Raw genomic sequence first — 20,442 nt, forward strand, 5'->3', positions numbered from 1 at the left:
TTTCAACTATGGTATAATGAGAAGAACTGTTAATCAAAGGAGTAAGCATGGAAGAAAAATTTCAACATTTAATCGAACGTGTAAAGGAAGTCCACGGCGGTGAAACCTACGTCATTACCACCCACGGCTGTCAAATGAACGAACACGATTCGGAAAAAATAAAAACATTATTAAATACCATGGGCTTTAAAGAGATCGATCGGGAAGAAGAAGCGGACCTGGCGATTATCAATACCTGTTCCGTTCGCCACAGCGCGGAAGACAAGGTAATCGGGCACATCGGTCGCTTAAAGCATATTAAGAAGCAAAACAAAGATTTAAAAGTGGCCGTCTGCGGTTGCATGATGCAGCGAAAGGAATCCAGAGATTATGTGCTGAACACGTTTAACCACGTGGACATCGTCTTCGGCACGAACAACATCTACCGTCTGCCTCAGCTGATTTTGGAAAGCGACGACAAGAAAAACGCCGTGGTGGATATTGACGAAAGCTATACGAATTTCGACAATCAAATTTATTCTCGAACGGCCGGAAATGCGGCCTACGTGAATATCGTCTACGGCTGCAATAATTTCTGCACCTATTGCATCGTGCCCTATACCCGTGGCCGCGAGGTCTCTCGGGAACCGGAAGATATTTTAGACGAAATTAAAAACCTCGTGGCGGACGGGGTCAACGAAGTGACTCTGTTGGGGCAAAATGTGAACTCCTACGGAAAAAATCTAGAGGAAAAAATCACATTTGCCGAGCTTCTGCGCATGGTACACGAGGTGGAGGGGATTGAGCGCATCCACTTTACTACCTCCCATCCGAAGGATATGTCCGATGATTTAATTGCCTGTTACAAGGATCTGCCGAAGCTCGCAAATTACCTACATCTCCCTGTGCAATCCGGTTCGAATCGCGTGTTGAAGATGATGAATCGTCATTACACCCGAGAAGATTACTTTACACTGATCGACAAAGTGCGCGCCGTTCGTCCGGATATTTCTCTTTCCACGGATATTATGGTTGGTTTTCCCGGCGAGACGGAAGAAGATTTCGAAGACACTTTGGATTTGGTGAAGCGTGTTAAATACGACAACGCCTTTACCTTTATTTATTCGAGACGGGAAGGCACCCGCGCCGATAAAATGGAAAATCAAGTGCCGAAGGACGTGAAGGACGCGCGGTTCCAACGCCTTCTAGATGCGGTTTATACCATTCAACGAGAAAAGTATGAAGCCCTGCACGGCACGGTGCAAGAGGTGCTGTTTGAATCGGTAAGTAAAAACGATCCGACGAAAATGAGCGGACGGACCGCCGGATTCAAACTGGTCCACGCGCCATACGATGCGGATTCCATCGGCAAAATGGTGCCGGTGAAAATTACAGGAGGCAATACATTCTCTTTAGAAGGAGAAATCGTTCATGGAAAGCAGTGATTTCGAAAAATTAACGCCGGCCATGCGCCACTACGTCGAAACAAAAAATGAAAACCCCGATGCTTTTTTATTTTATCGCCTCGGGGATTTTTACGAGCTCTTCTTTAACGACGCCATCGTCGTTTCCGATCTTTTGGATTTGACGCTCACAAAAAAAAGCGGCGGGTTGGATGAAAAGATCCCCATGTGCGGCGTGCCCTATCGCGTGGCCAATCAATATATAAAGCGCCTGGTGAAAATGGGCCATTCCGTGAGCATTTGCGATCAGGTGGAGGATCCGAAACAAGCCAAGGGCCTGGTGAAAAGAGAAGTCACGAAGGTCGTCACCCCCGGCACCTTTATCGACGAAGATGAAGGGGAGGAGAGCCGCATTCTTACGAGCATCGCCCGGGAGGGAAAGATCGTGGAGCTGGCGCATTGCGATTATCCGGCGGGAAAAGTATACATGGACCGAAAAGTCTGCTGGGACAAGCGGGAAACCGAAAGTTTTCTCGAAAAGCAGTTTTCCCTTTACCGTCCGGCGGAGATTCTCTATGATCGTGCTTTTTCGGAAAAGGCCACAATTCGAAAACTGGCGAAACGCTACGATGTTTTAAAGAATGGCGAAGTGTCTCGGGACCATCGCGAAATTTTAGCGTCTTACAAAGAACTGAATCGGGAAATCGACTACGACAGCGTCGCCCTCGCCAATTTACTGGCTTATCTGGAAGCGACGCAGCATCGCAGACAGACCCACCTTCACATCTCCGCCCGTGAGGATCACGACGCTGTTATGGATCTTTCCGAAACCACCATTCGCAATTTGGAGCTCGTGAACAACAACCACGACAATCAAAAGGAACACTCCCTCTACGCCATTTTGGATCGTTGCAAGACGAAAATGGGGAGCCGCTATTTGCGCACGTCCATCTTGCGCCCGTTAATGGATGAAAAGGCGCTAAATGAACGCTACGATCGCATCGACTCCCTTCACGGCGACCGGATTTTGTTCGACGATTTGCAGGAGCAGCTGGCGGCGATCTACGACATCGACCGCCTGTCCATATACATCGCCAACGAGACCATGACGCCGAAACAAATTGAGCGACTCGTAAAGAGTTTAGAGGCGGTGCAGCTGATTGTTCGGCTTCTCAAGAAGGCGGAGAACGAAGCTCTCCTTAAAATTTTTGACGGCGTGGATCTCATGGAAGAGATTTCGGATCAGTTGCGGGAAATTTTTATCGACGAGTTGCCGGCAAACTATCGGGAACAGCGCTTTATGGCCCATGGCGTGGACGAGGAGTTGGACCGACTCTTCGCTCTTTCCGAAAGCGGCAAGCAATGGATTTTGCAGCTGGAAGAAAAAGAGCGTGAAGCCAGCGGCATTAAGAATCTGCGAATAAAGTACAATAAAATACTGGGTTATTTTTTCGAGGTGTCGAAATCCTATGTGGATCAGGCGCCGGAGCATTTTATCCGAAAACAGACCCTCGTGGGCAGCGAACGATTTTTCACCGAAGAGTTGAAAAATAGGGAAGAGGAGATCCTCCACGGAAAAGAGCGCGCACTGGAGCGGCAATTGGAGCTTTTGGAGGCCATTGAAAGGCGCATCGCAACGAAGCTTCCGTCCATTCAGCATTTGTCCGAAGCCATACAGAAACTGGACGTGGCTTGTGCTCTGGCCGAGGTGGCGGAGCGATACAATTACCGCCGGCCCCGCTTCAACGACGGCGGTGTGCTCTTTATTAAAGACGGTCGCCATCCTGTGGTGGAGCGCACCATGGATGAGCCCTATATTCCCAACGACACCTATTTAGACGACGAGAAGGTCCTTCTCCAGATTATCACTGGACCCAATATGGCAGGCAAATCCACCTACATGCGCCAAGTAGCTTTGATTCAGATTATGGCCCAAATCGGTTCCTTCGTGCCGGCGGAAGAGGCGAATCTGCCCATGGTTGATCAAATCTTTACGCGGATCGGCGCCTCCGATTACCTGACGCGGGGCCAGTCCACTTTTATGGTCGAGATGACGGAGGTGGCGGAAATTTTGCGCCTCGCCACGGCGCGTTCCTTGATTCTCTTCGACGAAGTGGGCAGGGGCACCAGCACCTACGACGGCCTTTCCATCGCCTGGTCCATTATCGAATACATTTACAAAGAAGTGCGCGCGAAGACCCTCTTTGCCACCCACTATTTCGAACTCACGGAACTGGAAAATCGCTACGACGGCATTTTGAATGTGACCGTAGCCACGGAAGAGGTGGACGACGAGATCCGCTTTTTAAGGAAAATTATTGTCGGCCAAAGCAATTACTCCTTCGGTATCGACGTGGCGAAGCTTGCCGGTGTAAAAGACGAGGTCATCGAGCGGGCGCGAAATGTTCTCGATCATTTGGAATCCGACGGCCGTGGAAAAGCCGTAGAATCTGTAAGAAACGATGTCGTCGTCGCCGACAAGGGGCCGGATCCATTGCGGGAAAAAATTCGATCCATCGACATCAATCAAACGACGCCCTTAGAAGCCCTGATGCTTCTCGAAGCCTTAAAGGAGGATGCCGATGCGTGAAATTTATGCATTAAGCGATCAGACCATTTCTCAAATCGCTGCGGGCGAAATCATCGAAAATCCCGCCTCCATCATTAAGGAATTGGTTGAAAATGCCATCGACGCAAATGCCGATCGAATCAGCATTCGCTTATCGGATAATCTTTTAGACGAAATTCGTATCGCCGACAATGGCGACGGCATCGAAAAAAGCCAGATTACCAAGGCATTTTCCCGCCACGCCACATCAAAGCTTCGTACCATTTCCGATTTAGATATGATTACGAGCTTGGGCTTTCGCGGCGAGGCATTGGCAAGCATCGCCAATATCAGCCAAATGGAATGCGTGACGAAAACGGCCGAGAGCGACTTCGCCTACCGATTTACCGTGGAAAAAGGAGTCGTATCCCGAGGGGAGCCCGTGGGCGCACCGGTAGGCACGACGATGATCGTGCGGGATATTTTTTACAACACCCCGGTGAGAAAGAAATTTTTAAACACTACGACGAAAGAAATTCGCCGCATCGTCGAAGTGGTGGAACTATTGGCTTTGAGCCATCAGGACGTCTCCATCCACCTATCCCGCAATCAAAAGACCTTGCTCCATTCGAAAGTCTCCGACGACAAGATCAATCATATCTATTCCATTCTCGGAAAGGACATTGCAAAAAATCTCCTGCCTATTTCCTTCGATACGGAATCTTACAAAATCGAAGGCTTTATCGGCAATAACTTGCTCCACCGGGCGACGCCGGATCGGGAATTTCTGTTCGTAAATGGCCGCGGCGTCAAGAGCAACGACATCGCCCGGGCCATTCGAAAGGTGTATCGTTCCTTAATTCCCTTGAACCACTATCCGGTCTACGTCCTCTACATTACCATCGACCCCATCTTAATCGATGTGAATATTCACCCGCAGAAGCAAACAATTCGTCTGTCCAATGAAAATCAACTGACGACGATTTTGGAGCGTTTGGCGGAAGAGAAACTTCTGCCTAAGCGGGAGATTCCTTCGATCGATGCCCTAAATGAAGATACGAAAAAAGCGGAAGCGCCGGTACCGGAAAAAACAATCTTTGAGTTGAGCAGAGAACGAAAGATCGAAAGAGAGAAGCCGAAAGTGCCGGAATTTGACTACTCCGATCGCGTGGCCCTTGCGGCGGAAGATAAAAAAGTGTACGGGGATAAAACAGAGCCCTCGCTTACGGAATCTTCCCCCGATACAGAAAGAATTGATATAGAAACAGAAGCGGAAGCGACGGAAAAAGTGCAGCCCCTTGATGTAAGTCTTTACCAATTTTTGGCCGTAGTGTTCAAAACCTACGTGCTTTTTGAAAACAAGAAGGATCACCGCGTCCTCGTGGTGGATCAGCACGCGGCCCACGAGCGAATTCTTTACGAACGTTACAGCAAAAAAATTCGTGAACGGGCCGTGGCGACCCAGCTCCTTCTCGCGCCCATTACCATGCACCTGAGTCCCGAGGAAATGCACGCCGTGGTAACACATATGGCCGACTATGAACGCCTCGGTATTTATCCCGAAGTCTTCGGCGAGCAAGACATCGTGATTCGCGAGGTGCCGGAGCATATATTAATCGACGATTTTCGGCAATTCTTTTTGGACTCCATTCATCTATTGAACGAGGGCGTCAATGTGAAAGAGCAAAACATTTATAAAATCATGCGCCTCGCATGCAGAAGCGCCATTAAAGCAGGAGATACCATTTCCGAAAAAGAAGCCTACGCCCTTCTCGAGGAATTAAACGACGCGGACACGCCCTTTACCTGTCCGCACGGGCGCCCGACCATGATTCACGTGGAAAAACGCGCCTTCGAAAAACTGTTTTTAAGGGAGGGACTATGAAACCGCTCATATTAATTACCGGGCCCACCGGTTCCGGGAAATCCGACCTTTCCGTGGCCCTCGCTAAAAAACTCCATACGGAGATCATTTCCGCGGATTCCGTGCAGGTTTACCGCGGTTTTACGATCGGTAGCGGAAAGATTACGCCGGAGGAGACGGAGGGCATTGTCCACCATCTTATCGACATAAAAGATCCTCACGAATTTTATTCCGCCGCCGATTTTTACGAAGCCGCCGCGCCGATTTTTGAAGATCTGTGGCGCGCGGGAAAGATTCCCATCGTCTGCGGGGGAACGGCCCTTTACATTCACAGCTTAATTTACGATTTGGACTTTTCCGAAAAGCCTTCAACCGAACGTCGAAAGGAACTCAACAATCTTTATAATCGACGGGGACTCGAATATATGGTGGCTTTATTGAAGGAGAAGGACGCGACCATGGCGGAGGCCGTGGATTTAAACAATCCCCGCCGCGTCATTCGCGCCCTGGAACGAATCGAATCCGGCCATGTGGAAACAGAGCAACTACGGAAAAAGCGCAAAGGCGTCGATCCGCTGTACATCGTGTTGGATTGGGAGCGGGACGCGCTTTACGATCGAATTAACCGCCGCGTACTGAAAATGGTGGAGGCGGGGCTCTACGATGAAGTGGAAGAGCTCTATAGGGTCTACGGCGGCGATGTGAAGCCTATGGGATCCATCGGCTACAAAGAAGTGGTGAAGTATATAAAAGGGGAGTGGGATGAAGCCACTGCCATCGAAAAAATCCAACAACATTCCAGAAATTTTGCCAAGCGGCAGATGACCTGGTTTCGCAAGGAAGAAGATGCGGTGTTCATTCCCATGTCTGAATTGACGAAAGATGCGGCACTTGAGAAGATTTTAGAACTGGAGAGAGAAAAATATGGTACAGATCGCGGATTTAATGGCGATTGAAGCGAGCCTTCAAGAACCCTTTGCTGCACTGGATGAGATTTGTTTATTTAATCAGGAAAAAGTATTAAAGGCTCTGCAATCCGTACGATTGGCGTCGGCGGATTTCAACTGGGCGACCGGCTACGGCTACGGGGATGTAGGCAGGGAAAAGGTGGAGGCCGTTTACGCCGCACTCTTTCACACGGAAGACGCATTGGTGCGGCCCAATATGGTTTCCGGCACCCACGCCATCGCCCTCACTATAAAAGCCTTGACGAAGGCGAGAGATACCATCGCCTCCGTTTCCGGCTCTCCCTACGACACCTTGCACAAAGTGTTGGGCACCGCCGGGAATGCGCCGGGGAACTTGAAATCTGAAGGTATCGGTTATCGGGAGCTTCCTTTAAAAGATGATGGCGCCATGGATTACGAAGCCATTAGCGATTTCGTGTCCCATGACGCGGATCTTGTGATTATGCAGCGCTCCACCGGCTATTCCGATCGACGGGCCTTTACCGTCGATGAAATCAAGCGAGCGGTGGAAGAAATCAGAAAAAGCTACGACGGCATAATTTTTCTCGATAATTGCTACGGCGAATTTACGGAAAAAATCGAGCCCACGGAAATCGGCGTCGATGTTATGGCGGGCTCCCTCATAAAGAATCCCGGTGGCGGCCTGAGTCTATCCGGCGGCTACGTCGTCGGAAGCGAAGAAATCATCGAGCGAGTGGCGGCGGAACTGACGGCGCCGGGCATCGGCAAGGAATGCGGCCTCTCCTTCGGGCAAACCCGAAACACCTTAATGGGCCTGTTTCTCGCGCCCCATCGCGTGGCCCAGTGCATAAAAGGCGCCATGCTCTTTGCGAAAACATTCGAAACCATGGGCTACGACTGCATCCCTGCATCCACGGATCCGAGAAGCGACATCGTCCAATCCATTGCCTTAGAGACGCCGGAAAATCTCGTGCGTTTTTGCCGCGCTATTCAGGCGGCCTCGCCGGTGGATTCCCATGTTACGCCCTATCCCTGGGATATGCCCGGCTACGAAGATCAGGTCATTATGGCGGCGGGCGGCTTTATCGAAGGAAGCAGCATCGAATTGTCTGCCGACGGTCCCATGCGCGCGCCCTACCGCGTGTATTTCCAAGGCGGCCTTACTTACGAACACATAAAACTCGCCCTGATTCAGGTACTTGACGCCCTCGATCAAAAGGCATAAAGAAACCCCGATGCCTTCCGCAGTGACGGAAGCTCGGGGTCATTTTTTATTACGAATAAACGGCGAGTAGCCGCTTAAATTCCGAAATATCCGTATAGCCTTTTCGCTTTTTGAAATCGGTGTCGTATCCCTGCTTCTTAATTCTTAAATCGCGGCACAGGCCCTGCAATTCATAGGGCGAGGGCAGTTGGCCGAAAGTATAGACCAAGGCCCCTTCCGGCACGGACTCAACGAAAAAGTCGGTGATGATTAAATCATAGGGAAGCCGGGCCAAATGATTCATGTCGACGCGATAACCGTCGTAAAGCTCGGCGTGAATTAAATTCGACGTTCCCTTGTTGATCAAGTGAACCAGCGTTTTTCCGAAAAAGGAATCGTCCTGGCTGACCACCAGGGCCTTGTAGGGCTCGCGGCCGTAAAATAATTGAGAGAGAAGATCCGGCCAGAGGCTGTAAAAGGCCAGGGTCAGTTCGTCGATGGCGTAGTCCATGAATTCCGGAAATTCGCGGACAAATTCCTTGAAAATCGTCGTCAACTCTGTGTGAAGCTCCGGATTTGCAAAGGAGATGTAGGCAAGCAAGTAGGTGGAACGCTTAAGGAAGAATTCCCGTTTTTTAAAATTGGAGAGGCGATAGGTAAAGTAAACCGCCAGGGAGCGATACAATTCGTCCCGATCCTCCAGTTGCAGATGAAATTGATCCAAAAAGCCCGGCAAGTGGGATTTAAAAAAGTCTTCACGACTTTTTATGGATTGGAGTTTTTCCTCTAAAAGATCCGGGTCGTCGAAGAGAATGGGATTTTCTTCCGCATAAAAAATAGACAAGATGCTCACCAAAAGATCCACCGGCGTGCTCACTTGTTTCTTGGGCATGACGTCGTCAATTAATTTCTTTACTACCTCGTCGGTGGCCAGCAATTTCGCATTGGCGATTAATTCGTCTCGATAATTTTCCGTATGAATCGTATGACCCTGCATGAGGCGGAAAAACGACACGGCGATGGATACCTTTATGTAATTGTGTTGTGCCGGGGAAGGGGAGAAGTGGAGGAAGCTGTACATGCGCTCGGCAAAAGTCTCCACGAGGTCTTCCCGGATCGTGCCTGAAAAAGGCCATTCGCCGGGATGCAACATGGTCTCGATAAACATATTCACGTAAAAATTCCGGATTTCTTTTTCCTCACCTTCGAACTGAAAATCCGAATAGGAGAAAGAAAGATCGTAGACGCCCACAAGCTGCTCGTTAAAATTTTGCACGTGGCGATAAATCGACGTTTCGCTGAATCCCAAATCAAAGGCGAGATCCGATTTTTTAATGGTGGGATCGAAAAATGCCTGAAAGAGAATTTTATAGAGCAGTGATTCGCGAACCAGTAATTTCTTCATGCTGATTAAACCGAAGTTCGGGCGGAACTGCACGTAAAGCATGGAGCCGTTATAAAAAAATTCGGCATGGTCCTTAAACTTTTTCTCGACGATGCGAACGTAGTTGCGGACCGTCTTTTTTGTGACGCCGATGACCGCAGCCAAATCCCCCAGTTGGATCCACTTGTTACGCTCCTTATATAAAATGGTCAGAAGGGCCATTAAGTTTTTGTCCTGATTTAAAAATAACATACTGCCTCCGTTGCATTAGAAGATTAAGAAATATTATTCTATTATATCCTTTTTGCGGGAAAATAGAAGAAAGAAACGGTCGTCGAGTAGAAAAAAGCGCTCAAAAAATGCCGTCGAGGAAACTCGGCGGCATTTTGGTTTAAAACAGGCGATAGAGGCCGATGACGCGGCCAAGCACCTTGAGATCGTCCACGTAAATGGGCTCCATGGTGCTGTTTTCCGGTTGGAGACGGAAGCGTTGATTTTCTTCATCGCGATAGAAGGTCTTGATGGTCGCTTCGTCTTCGATAAGGGCCAGAATAATTTCCCCTTCCTCGGCGGAGGAGGCAGGTTCGATCAAAACCTGATCGCCGTCTAAAATGCCGGCATCGATCATGCTTTCTCCCTGAACCGTTAAAAAGAAGAGATTGCGGTCTTTTACAAAATCCGTGGCCATGGGCACGGTGTCGGAAATATTTTCCGAAGCTAAAATGGGAAGTCCGGCGGCGACGCGGCCGAGAATAGGAATATCGGTGGTTTTCTTTTTGGCGGAGAGAAAATCGTCATCCTGACGGATTACCTCGATGGCCCGATTAATGGTGGCGCCGCGACGAATGTAATTCTTAAGTTCCAGCTTTTCTAAATTGGAGTGAACGGTGGATGTGCTCTTAATGTTGCAGCCGTTGCAGATTTCGCGAATAGAAGGGGGGTAGCCGTTGGAATCGATAAAGCGTTTAATATAAAAGAGAATTTCCATTTCCCGTTTTTCAAGATCTTCATACATGGTATATATCGCTCCTTTTCATGAGGTACATTTAGTATATCAGAGACGAACAAACATTTCAAACATACATTCAAAAAAGCTTGACAGGAAACAATTGTTCAGATACAATTGGAACAAACGTACGAACATAGTTTCAAAACATACGATCGAACATTTAATTTTTGGAGGCATGAAATGAAAAGAGAGAAAACCATAAATCGCCCCTGTCAAATAAATAAACATCCTTCCCAACGAGCCCTTAAAAAAAGAAAGCGCCTACGCCTGCTGCCGATTATTCTTCTTTTGTTACTGAGCATTATGGGAACCACTGTACCGAAGAGCATGGAAACCTATCAGGTGCGGGAAGAATACTGTGTCAAACCGGGAGATACCCTGTGGTCCATCGCATCGTCCTATGCCAATGAGGGCGACGATTTGCGCCTTATGATCCACCGGATGGTGGAAGCCAATGGTTTAAAGGATGACTGCACCTTAAAGCCCGGAGAGACGATTTATGTCGTATTGGAGGAACGCGAACTTCGCTCTAATTGAATTGATCAAGGATGACCTACCGGTGGTGTCGCGTAGCTCTCGGCGCGACCGGCACATAATTAGAAATACACAAACGAAAAGACGGCCAGGCGCCGTCTTTTTTCATGCCTTTTCGGATGAACCGTTTTGGAAAGAGATAAAAGAAGAGAGAACATGATGTCGTGAGATTTAAAAGACACCCTGAATATAATTAGTCACAAAATATAAATTTTGTGACTAAAACGAACTACTTCATAAAGAGGAGCGATCGCTAATCTTTAAGGCCCTTTAAACGGTTCTGTTTTTTCTATATGCAACGCTATGAATCTTTCATTTAAAGGTCTTAAATTCGATTTTGCGGCTTCGTTTTTGGGCAAAGGATGAATTCCATCCCACGATCCACCTAAATTATACTTCGAAATCTCTGTCCCGTGGATCCTAACCAAAATACCTCCGAGCGATCTTTATTTATCGTCCTAAGTACTTTTGATACTATTTATGAAATCATCTATTCAATCAAAGGACGGTTCTGCTAAGCAATCACTTGACGTCCATCAAGAAAACAATTATGTTTTAGTTAGAAAGTATGAATTTCCAACTTAAGAGGTTTATTATGTTAGTTGGATTAAAAGCGAAATCACAAGTGACCATTCCGAAAGACATCGTTCAGTCTATGGAATTAAATCAAGGCGATCAGTTTGAGGTCACCGAAGACAACGGAAAAATTGTCCTCGTGCCCGTTGCAGTCTATCCCGAACACGTTATAAGGAGCTTAAAGGCCGAAGTGAAAGAAATTAAGGAATCCATCAAAAACGGGAACCAGTTGGTTTTTGATTCCATCGACTCTCTTTTCGAGGAATTGGATAAGTAATGCCCGAAGTTTTACTTCTTTGCGATATAGGGCACCATGATGTTCTGAATAAGTTTTAAAACCTCCTCTGCTTTTTGGCATAGGAGGTTTTTTACTGAGTGAAGGCCGGCTCATGGCGTATCGTATCATCGATTGATGATATTAAACCATGGATACCGTCGTTTCCTGATATTGACGCCGTAGAATCGAAATAGCGGGCATTTTATTCATAAAGCACATAGAAAGCCGGTTAATAATAAAAAGTATGCTATTCGTCGCTTAGAGGCCCTGAAAAATAAATTTATGATTTCAGAAAATGGTTGTATATTTATAAAATCATGTACCGGAAACGAGATCGAATGTTCGAACGTATGATTCCGTCGAACAGATCATTTTTTTTCTTTTTCCGCATCCTCAAGCATTTTTTCCACGTCCTCCACATTGGCCAAGGGGTTTTGGCTCATGGTGTGGCGAATGTCTTCCATATTGACGTGAGTGTAGATTTGCGTCGTTGAAATAGACTCGTGGCCGAGAATTTCCTGAAGGGATTTCAGGTCTTCGTCGCCGAATTGATACATTAAGGTGGCAGCCGTGTGGCGCAGCTTATGCACGGTGTATTTTTTCGTATCAAATCCGGCGTTTTTCAAGTGTTTTTCCAACATATGCTGAATGGAGCGATTGCTCATGCGGCTTTTGCGCATGCTTAAAAAGAGGGCCCCTTCTTCCTCCAAACCTTCGGCCTTCCTCGCCGCCAAATAGGCATCGATGGAGCGCTGAACATTGTCGTTTAAATAGACCAGTCGTTCCTTGGAGCCCTTGCCCCAAATGCGCAGGGTGCGGTCTTTGTTTAAATCTTCCACATTTAATGATGCGAGTTCACTGAGGCGCAGGCCGCAGTTTAAAAACAGGGTGGCGATGGCGTAATCCCGCCGGCGGAAGATCTCTTTCTGTTTATAATTTTGAACGGAATGCAAGAGTCGCACGGCCTCTTCCAATGTTAAGTAGACGGGAAGAGAACGTTCGATTTTCGGCATGTCGATGTTTTCCGTCGGGTTTTTATCCAATACATCCACTTTATAGGTCAGATAGTCGAAAAAGGAGCGCACGGAAGAAATTTTTCGAAATTTCGTTCGGCTGCTATTTTGCCTTTCCCTATCCAAATAGGAAATATAGGCGTAAACATCGCTCTTGTCGATTTGTTCCAAAAGGGCCTTATCGACGGTGTCGATGTCAACTTCGTCTAAGGAATCTACGACGAGGCCTTCTTTTCGAACGCGCATATAACGAAGAAATTGTCGTATGTCGTAATAATATTCTTTTATCGTGCCGTCGCTGCGGCCTTTGGCGGCGCGCAGGTAATTTAGGTAGTCGTCCAGTATAGTTGAGCGAATCATGTGTCACCTCGTAACTATCATAGCAAAGAAAACAAGAAAAAACCCGCCCGTAGGCAGGTTTTTTTATTTGGCGTATTCGACGGCGCGGGTTTCGCGGATCACATTGACTTTGATCTGACCCGGGAAATCCAGCTGTGCCTCGATTTCGTTGGCGATGTTTCGAGCCGTGGTCACCATGTGGGCCTCGTCGATTTCTTTGGGCTTCACGATGATGCGCAGTTCCCGGCCGGCTTGGACGGCGTAGGATTTTTCGATGCCGTCGAAACCGGTGGCGATTTCCTCCAGCTGTTCCAACCGCTTAATGTAGTTTTCGATGGTTTCCCGTCGTGCACCGGGTCGTGCCGCGCTGATGGCGTCGGCTGCCTGCACCAAGACGGATTCCAGTGAATCGAATTCCACATCGCCGTGGTGGGCCTCGATGCCGTTAATGACGGCTTCAGGCTCCTTGTAGCGCCTAGCCAGTTCCACACCTAATTCCACGTGGGGTCCTTCCACTTCGTGGTCGATGGACTTTCCTAAGTCGTGGAGCAGGCCGGCACGTCTGGCCAGTTTCGAGTCGATGCCGATTTCTTCGGCCAAATAGCCGGCAATTTTCGACACTTCCACGGAATGGCGCAAACAGTTTTGTCCAAAGCTGGTACGGAATTTTAAACGGCCAAGGTACTTCACCAGTTCCGGGTGAAGGCCGTGAACGCCGGCTTCGAAGGCAGCTTCTTCGCCGCTTTCCTTGATGATCTCATCTACTTCCTGTCTCGCTTTTTCTACCGTGTCTTCGATGCGCGTCGGGTGGATTCGTCCGTCGAGGACCAATTTTTCCAGAGTTAGGCGCGCGATTTCGCGGCGAATGGGGTTAAAGGAAGAGACGACGACAGCTTCCGGCGTATCGTCGATGATTAAATCGACGCCGGTTAAGGCTTCGATGGCACGAATGTTTCGGCCTTCCCGACCGATGATGCGGCCCTTCATTTCGTCGTTGGGCAAGTTCACCACGGAGACCGTGGACTCGGCCACTTCGTCGGCTGCGATCCGTTGAATGGCGTGAACGATAACGTCTTGAGCGATTTTTTTGCTTTCGTCTTTGACGTAGCGTTCGTATTCGCGAATCTTCACCGCCGATTCTTGGGTCAGCTCGTTTTCCAATTCATTGAGAAGAATTTGTTTGGCTTCCTCTTTGGATAAGCCGGAGATCCGTTGAATTTCTTCGGACTTCTTGTCCACCAATTCATCGATAAGATCTTCCTTCTCTTGAATGCGCGCTTGTTGGTCGAAAATCTGGCTTTCCTTTTTCTCCAAGGTCGCACTTTTCGATTGAAGCAAATCTTCCTTGGAATTTAAGCGATCTTCGTAGCGCTGCAGTTCGTTTTTTCGAGCATCACTTTCCTGTTGGACCGTATCCCGAAGCTTGTGTATTTCCTCTTTCGCTTGGAATAAAATATCGCGTTTATTGTTTTCGGCTTCACGTTCCGCATCAATAATGATATTCTTTGCTAGTTCTTCCGCATGATTGAGCTTTCCTTCAGCCAATGTTTTGCGTAAAAAATAACCAATAGCTACTCCGAGGATTCCAAATACCAATGCCCCCAGAATAGATACCAAATATGCGGGCATATGGAACACCTCCTTATTTAATTTTCATGATTCAAATGGTATAAACCACTTGTTTATTATATCATAATTTGAATCTTTTGTTTCGATGATTTCTTTTCGCCACATTCTTTGCAGTAAAAAAAGGACCGCATGGCAGTCCCTTGTACGTTAGGATTCGTCGGTCTCGGCGATGATTTCAACGACTTCGCTGATGCCGTTTCGTATATCCACGCGAAAGGCTTTGTCGCAAATGTTTGTCAGATAATCGTTGTGGGTGACCATAATGATTTGCCTGGAAAAAAGACGGGAACATTCCTTTACAAATTCCCCCATATTAAAGATGTAATCGTCGCTGATGTGCTTTCCGGGCTCGTCGAGGAAGAGGGGTCCGTCCATTTTCGGCCGGTGGTTTTCCAAAAAGGCGATGCGCAGAGCGAGGCTCACGATGTCTACGACGCCGCCGCCACGACTCATCTCCGGCTTCGTCTTTACTTTGTATTCTCCGTAATCGGATTCCACGAAAAACTCGGCGATAGGAAGTCCACGCTTTTCGGAGAGGTCTACGATAAACCTGGAGCTGTTTTGCATAATGTAGGCGATGGATTGGGTGACGATGTCTTCGATTTGGTGCGTGGCTTGGTTTCTGGAAAAGTCGGCGGCCTTTTGCAAAAGAAAGACCACGCCGCTGAGCTTCTTCTCTTCCGCTTCCACTTCTCTGATCCCCTGCCTCTTTTTTTCCACCTGATCGAGAATGGAATCGCGAATGCCCTCCCGGCGGCTAACCTCTTTTGAAAAGGACTCAAACCGCTTATAGGCTTCTTCGTAGGTCATGCTTTATCCTCGGGGAGAAGTTTTTCCGCTTCGTCGAGCAGACGAAGGATTTCGGATTCCATGCGCTTGATTTCATCTTCCAAGGTCGCGGGATCGAAGCCCAGGGCTTTGATTTTTTCGTTTAATTCCTTTTCTTCCCGCTCCAGCTCTTCCATGCGCCACTCGGCGCGTTTGCGCGTGTCCTTTGCCTGCTCGTAGCGCTGATTTAATTCGCTGATCCGTTGTTCTAAATTCATCCTAATCCTCCAAACTATGCTTAATGGCGTGCAGGGCCCCATCGTCTATGGGCTGTTTACACAAAGGGCAGGTGCCGGCCTCGGAAAGGCCGTTTAAGTACGCGTCCATGGCCCGTCGATCGTCGTCGACGAAGCGGGAAAGATCGGCCGAAAGCTTTTCTTTTTCATGATTGAGCCTTTTTTGTTCCTGTAAAAGAGCATGAAGGGATCGATCTTTTTCCAGTGCTTCCGTCATTTGACCGTTTAGTTTCTCCAGGCCGTCCAATTGACTGAAGCGAGCCAGGAAGGCTTCCCCCATTTTTATTCGCGCGTTTAATTCCTGAAAAGCCGCCAGCAAACTTCTGTAATCGATGAGCTTATTGTACTTCTTTTGAACTTCCATGGATAGAATGGCACCGAGGCCTTTTGTCGCATCCAGAATCTTCTGATTTGTCGTTTTCGCCTTTTGAGCTGCTGCGAGGGAAAGATACAGGGGTAGAATATTGTCGTAGGTATTTTTAACTTCCCTCATTTCGCGAACCTTCTCCCGAAGCGTCTCCACATTTTCGTAATTTTCAAGCACCGATGCGGTGGTCTTCCGATTGAATGCATTTTGTTTAAACAGATCTGAGAGGAGGCGCTCCCTGCCGTATTGACTTACCTTGTTTTGCAGGGAGGAAATATTTTCTCCCAATAGATCCAGTACGGCGTAGCGCTTTAAGATGTCTTCCGCCTTCCGCCGATTTTCTCTGATGGAGATGCGTTCTTGCCTATACGCCTCTGCCAATTCCATCTTTTCCCGAAGGTCCGATACGGCAAAAAGGATTTCGCTCACTTTTTCCCGAACGGCGATTTCCTCGTCCAAATCCGAAAAGGCTTTGAGGGAATCTTCCGTTTCCTGTAAATCGGCCTCGAGCATCTCCCGGCGTATGGCGATTTGTTTTTTGTCGCGAAGGGTGTCACGCATGGTTTCGTCTAACAAATCCACGCCCACCATGCGTCCGATGGCCTGGGCCTTGTATGCGTCGGTTTCCTGAAGGAGAAAGGGCCCGTCCAGTTGATCGGAAAAGTTCAGAGGCAGGGATTTTTTATCGTCCAGCATAACCTTTTTAATTCCGATCGCTTCTTCGATTTCAGCGGGTACGTTTTTTCCGAAGCCCTCGAAGATCAACTCTTCTTCACCCGGTTGTCGCAAAATGTATTGATTCTTCGAGCGAGTGCGTTTGCGCTCCACTTCCACCTTGTTTTGAAAGCGGACAGTGACGGATACCTCCGACTCTCCTTCACGCACGAATTCCACGCCGGAGGGATCGTTAAACATGTTCCAACGCAGGGCCCGCATGATCGCTGTCTTGCCGCTGTCTGAAGGGCCTACGATGACATTGACGCCTTTAGAAAGAGAAAGTTCGGAGTACATGTGGGATTGAAAATTCACGAGAATGATTTTTTCGATGGAATTCAAAGGATACTCCTCCTCTCCTGAACTTCGGCGATACGCTTCATGGCTTCTTTTTTTATGGCAGGATCCAAATTTTCGTTAGCGGAGATGTCGGCCAGGAGATCGAAGAAGTTTATGCGGTCGTAATTTCCCGAGCGGTCGATGGATTCCTTAAATTCCGCCAATTCCTGCCTCTTAAATTTATGCATCTCGATTTCCCTTCGGTCCAAGACCTCGGGGCCCGGCAAGGCGGATCTTAAATCCCGCACCTCGATGGCAGCCTTGTTCTTTTTCACGTCGATAAGAACGATCTTGGGCCGCCGTTTCAGCTCTTTCATGGAATTTGAAATCCGAACCATGGCGCCGGGATTGAGAAATGATTTTCCGTCTACTTCCGTCAGCGGAAAACCGTCGTGTAAGTGGCCGCACAAAGTTAAATCGGCTTTTGTATCTTTAATGTCGTCGATGGTCGTATGGGAAAACATAGCCCTTACCTCGCCGGCCATTAAAAAGCCGTGAACCAGATGAATGGCATAGTCCGTATCGGGATCTCGTTCATCGACGATGTAAAGATGCCGGTTTTCCTGCCGATCCAGACCGTACATATAGGGGGATCCGCTTAACTGAACCGTGGTCTCCTCGTCTTTTAAAAGGATTCTCCGGTGGTTAATTAAATGAATGATGCCTAAGGTGTCCAAAAGTCCCATCATGGTCCTGGGCAGTGTGACGGGGTTGTGGCCGTAGATGTCGTGATTGCCGCTGATGGCATATATGGGCGCGGAGAATCCCTTTAAAATAGGAATGATCTCGTTCATTACGGAAATGGAAACGTCCGGGCGATCGAAAAGATCGCCGCCGTGTAAAATATAATCCACCGATTCTTCCCGCGCCACGGATTGAATTTCCTGTAATTTAATTTTGACCGTATGGAAAAACGAATCCGTTCTGGATTTCGGATTCGTTCCTCGAATATGACTATCTGTGAAGTACAGGAATTTCAACGACTATTCCTCCTCGGAAGGTTCGCCTGCCTCGTTTTCGTTGCTGTGTTTGTTGCCCAGTTTGTAGTGAATGCGGACTTTTTCGTCGATTTCGTCTAAGAGATCGGCATTTTCCTGTAAATAGGCCTTGGAATTTTCGCGCCCCTGACCGAGTTTGACGTCGCCATAGCCGAACCAGGAACCGGATTTTTCCACGATGCCCGCTTCCACGGCGGCATCCAAAATAGAGCCCACTTTGGAAATGCCCGTGCCGTACATAATATCGAATTCCGCCTTTTTAAAGGGGGGCGCTACTTTGTTTTTCACGACCTTCACGCGGACGCGGTTACCGATAATTTCATCGCCTTTTTTCAAGCTGTCTATGCGGCGAATATCCATGCGCACGGAAGTGAAGAATTTCAGGGCGCGGCCGCCGGTGGTGGTTTCCGGATTGCCGAACATGACGCCGATTTTTTCGCGCAATTGATTGATGAAAATTACGGATGCCTTGGATTTGCTGATGGCGCCTGTTAATTTTCTGAGCCCTTGGCTCATGAGCCGAGCCTGCAGACCCATATGGCTGTCTCCCATTTCGCCTTCGATTTCCGCTTTCGGCACCAGTGCCGCCACGGAGTCTACGACGATTAAATCCACGGCATTGCTCCTGACCAAGCTTTCGGTAATTTCGAGGGCCTGTTCCCCGGTGTCCGGTTGAGAGATGATTAAATTTTCCGTATCGACGCCCAGATTCTTGCTGTACTGAGGGTCGAGAGCGTGTTCCGCGTCAATAAAAGCCGCCGTGCCGCCGAGCTTTTGCGCTTCGGCGATCATGTGCAGGGCCAGTGTGGTCTTACCGGAAGATTCGGGGCCGTAAATTTCGATGATGCGGCCTCTGGGGATGCCGCCGATTCCCAAGGCGATATCCAAACTTAAGGCGCCGGTGGGAATGGATTCGATGTTTAAATTGGCGTTTTCGCCCAGGCGCATAATGGCGCCTTTGCCGTATTCCTTCTCAATTTTCGCGATGGCATCGTCTAATGCTTTTTTTCTACTCTCGTCCATGTGCCTCTCCTAACTCGTGTAATAAAATCCTCGCCAAAATGTATTTCGAACTGCGATATTGAATCGTGGTGCGATCGTCTTTGTACATGCGGCTCTCCCGCAAGACTTCTTCTCCGTCTTTTCGAATAGAGTAAATAACCGTGCCCACATCTTTTCCCGTCGCCGATTCCGGGCCGGCCTCGCCGGTGGTGGCGACGCAGTAGGTGCTCTTCGTTTTTTCGAAAAGGCCTAGGCTCATCTCAGAAGCCACCGCTTCGGAGACCACGGTGTCTTTTGAAATGGTGTCGGGATTTACACAGAGCAGCTTTTCCTTCACCTCGTCGCTGTAAGTGATGTAGCTTTCGTGAAGCACATTGCTTGCGCCGGCCACGGAGGTGATCATGTGGGCCATGTTTCCTCCGGTCACCGATTCGGCAAAGCTGATGGTAAACTTCTCTTCCGCCAGGCAATCAACCAAAGTTTCGAAGACGTCTCTTTCTCCGTCGCCGTAGATATACTCGGAAAAGAGTTCCCGAAGGGCGCGGAGAGCTTCTACGTATTCTTTTTCGATGATCTCGGCTTCGGCCTCGTCCTCCGCGTGGGCGATAACTTTTATTTCCACTTCTCCGGTTTTGGCAAAGGTGTTGATTTCCACGTTTTCCGTTTCGATCTTTGCCTCCCGGAACATGGACTCACATTTGGATTCGCCGATATTTACCAGACGCAAACTTGTAATGAAGTTCTTTCCGTGGACCGGATTTAGATAATTGGCTGCGATATCGTCCGCCATGGGCTCAAATTCCCGCGGCGGCCCGGGGAGCATAAAAAATTGCTTGCCTTCGTAGTTCAGCATGCATCCCGGCGCCGTTCCCTTTGGATTGGGAATGACCACGGCGCCTTCGGGAAATTCCGCTTGGCGCTTGTTGTTTTCCGTAATGTTTTTAGAAAAACTCATGGAGACATTGCGAATATAGTCCCACTGTTTTTCGTCGAAAATCAAGGGCAAGTCCAAAGCGTGGGCCAGGGCCTGTTTCGTCATGTCGTCTTGCGTCGGTCCCAATCCGCCGCAGAGAAAGATTACATCGGACCGGGTAAGGGCCGTCTCGATGGCGTCTCGAATGGCTTCATACTTGTCCCTAACCGAGGCGTGATACTCCACATCGTAGCCGGCGTCGGTAAGTTTTTGTGACAGGTAGGGGCCATTGGTATTTAAAATGGATCCGATTAGTATTTCCGTTCCGATGGTTATGATTTCTGCTTTCATAGACGC

General features: G+C 48.5%; 17 protein-coding genes. 7 read left to right on the plus strand and 10 right to left on the minus strand.

Translation table 11 applies throughout. The features are described from left to right. Window positions 1-47 precede the first annotated feature (47 nt). From miaB to OCV31_RS07115, 5 genes are read left to right on the plus strand one after another with little or no spacing between them, the layout of a single operon-like run. Window positions 48-1,424 (plus strand): tRNA (N6-isopentenyl adenosine(37)-C2)-methylthiotransferase MiaB, encoded by a 1,377-nt coding sequence (miaB, locus tag OCV31_RS07095; RefSeq protein WP_148473812.1) that lies wholly within the window; start codon window positions 48-50, stop codon window positions 1,422-1,424. Further along, a complete protein-coding gene (gene mutS / locus OCV31_RS07100) occupies window positions 1,411-3,972 on the plus strand; it encodes a DNA mismatch repair protein MutS (RefSeq protein ID WP_148473814.1) in 2,562 nt (853 codons plus the stop codon). Before miaB ends, mutS begins: the two co-directional genes overlap by 14 nt. After that, window positions 3,965-5,815, plus strand: a complete 1,851-nt coding sequence (gene mutL / locus OCV31_RS07105) for a DNA mismatch repair endonuclease MutL (RefSeq protein ID WP_267303863.1) — start codon at window positions 3,965-3,967, stop codon at window positions 5,813-5,815. Before mutS ends, mutL begins: the two co-directional genes overlap by 8 nt. Beyond that, window positions 5,812-6,750: a tRNA (adenosine(37)-N6)-dimethylallyltransferase MiaA gene (gene miaA / locus OCV31_RS07110; RefSeq protein WP_148473819.1), complete on the plus strand. Its 939-nt coding sequence runs from the start codon at window positions 5,812-5,814 to the stop codon at window positions 6,748-6,750. The genes mutL and miaA overlap by 4 nt, the downstream gene beginning before the upstream one ends. Beyond that, entirely contained in the window at window positions 6,719-7,948 is a 1,230-nt protein-coding gene (locus OCV31_RS07115; protein WP_148473821.1) for a methionine gamma-lyase family protein, read from the plus strand. Before miaA ends, OCV31_RS07115 begins: the two co-directional genes overlap by 32 nt. Before the next feature lie 49 nt (window positions 7,949-7,997). On the opposite strand, the gene OCV31_RS07120 is transcribed toward OCV31_RS07115, so the two are convergent. Continuing rightward, window positions 7,998-9,563: a helix-turn-helix domain-containing protein gene (locus OCV31_RS07120; protein ID WP_148473823.1), complete on the minus strand. Its 1,566-nt coding sequence runs from the start codon at window positions 9,561-9,563 to the stop codon at window positions 7,998-8,000. A 139-nt stretch (window positions 9,564-9,702) separates the two neighbouring features. Next, window positions 9,703-10,326 carry a transcriptional repressor LexA gene (gene lexA / locus OCV31_RS07125; protein WP_148473825.1) on the minus strand — a complete coding sequence of 208 codons (624 nt, stop codon included), beginning with the start codon at window positions 10,324-10,326 and terminating at the stop codon, window positions 9,703-9,705. A gap of 297 nt (window positions 10,327-10,623) precedes the next feature. On the opposite strand from lexA, the gene OCV31_RS07130 reads away from it, so the two are divergent. Together OCV31_RS07130 and OCV31_RS07135 are read left to right on the plus strand one after the other, a co-directional pair. After that, entirely contained in the window at window positions 10,624-10,857 is a 234-nt protein-coding gene (locus OCV31_RS07130) for a LysM peptidoglycan-binding domain-containing protein (RefSeq protein ID WP_267303864.1), read from the plus strand. 592 nt (window positions 10,858-11,449) lie between these two features. Then, window positions 11,450-11,707 (plus strand): AbrB/MazE/SpoVT family DNA-binding domain-containing protein, encoded by a 258-nt coding sequence (locus tag OCV31_RS07135; protein ID WP_148473830.1) that lies wholly within the window; start codon window positions 11,450-11,452, stop codon window positions 11,705-11,707. A 368-nt stretch (window positions 11,708-12,075) separates the two neighbouring features. On the opposite strand, the gene OCV31_RS07140 is transcribed toward OCV31_RS07135, so the two are convergent. The 8 genes from OCV31_RS07140 to OCV31_RS07175 all read right to left on the minus strand — a co-directional run bounded on the left by OCV31_RS07140 (window position 12,076) and on the right by OCV31_RS07175 (window position 20,436). Next, entirely contained in the window at window positions 12,076-13,080 is a 1,005-nt protein-coding gene (locus OCV31_RS07140) for a tyrosine recombinase XerC (RefSeq protein WP_148473832.1), read from the minus strand. Between the two features lie 63 nt (window positions 13,081-13,143). Beyond that, complete coding sequence (rny, locus tag OCV31_RS07145; RefSeq protein ID WP_148473834.1) at window positions 13,144-14,688, minus strand: ribonuclease Y; 1,545 nt, start codon at window positions 14,686-14,688, stop codon at window positions 13,144-13,146. A gap of 147 nt (window positions 14,689-14,835) precedes the next feature. After that, on the minus strand, window positions 14,836-15,498 hold the full coding sequence (locus OCV31_RS07150; protein ID WP_148473836.1) for a P-loop NTPase family protein: 663 nt from the start codon (window positions 15,496-15,498) through the stop codon (window positions 14,836-14,838). Then, window positions 15,495-15,734 (minus strand): hypothetical protein, encoded by a 240-nt coding sequence (locus OCV31_RS07155; RefSeq protein WP_148473838.1) that lies wholly within the window; start codon window positions 15,732-15,734, stop codon window positions 15,495-15,497. Before OCV31_RS07155 ends, OCV31_RS07150 begins: the two co-directional genes overlap by 4 nt. A 1-nt stretch (window position 15,735) precedes the next feature. After that, a complete protein-coding gene (locus OCV31_RS07160; protein ID WP_148473840.1) occupies window positions 15,736-17,175 on the minus strand; it encodes an AAA family ATPase in 1,440 nt (479 codons plus the stop codon). Continuing rightward, window positions 17,172-18,152: a metallophosphoesterase family protein gene (locus tag OCV31_RS07165; protein ID WP_148473842.1), complete on the minus strand. Its 981-nt coding sequence runs from the start codon at window positions 18,150-18,152 to the stop codon at window positions 17,172-17,174. Before OCV31_RS07165 ends, OCV31_RS07160 begins: the two co-directional genes overlap by 4 nt. 3 nt (window positions 18,153-18,155) lie before the next feature. Continuing rightward, on the minus strand, window positions 18,156-19,193 hold the full coding sequence (gene recA / locus OCV31_RS07170; protein ID WP_148473844.1) for a recombinase RecA: 1,038 nt from the start codon (window positions 19,191-19,193) through the stop codon (window positions 18,156-18,158). After that, a complete protein-coding gene (locus OCV31_RS07175; protein ID WP_148473845.1) occupies window positions 19,180-20,436 on the minus strand; it encodes a competence/damage-inducible protein A in 1,257 nt (418 codons plus the stop codon). The genes recA and OCV31_RS07175 overlap by 14 nt, the downstream gene beginning before the upstream one ends. Between the last annotated feature and the right edge of the window lie 6 nt (window positions 20,437-20,442).

Source organism: Aedoeadaptatus acetigenes (assembly GCF_025566985.1).
GTDB classification, from domain to species: domain Bacteria; phylum Bacillota; class Clostridia; order Tissierellales; family Peptoniphilaceae; genus Aedoeadaptatus; species Aedoeadaptatus acetigenes.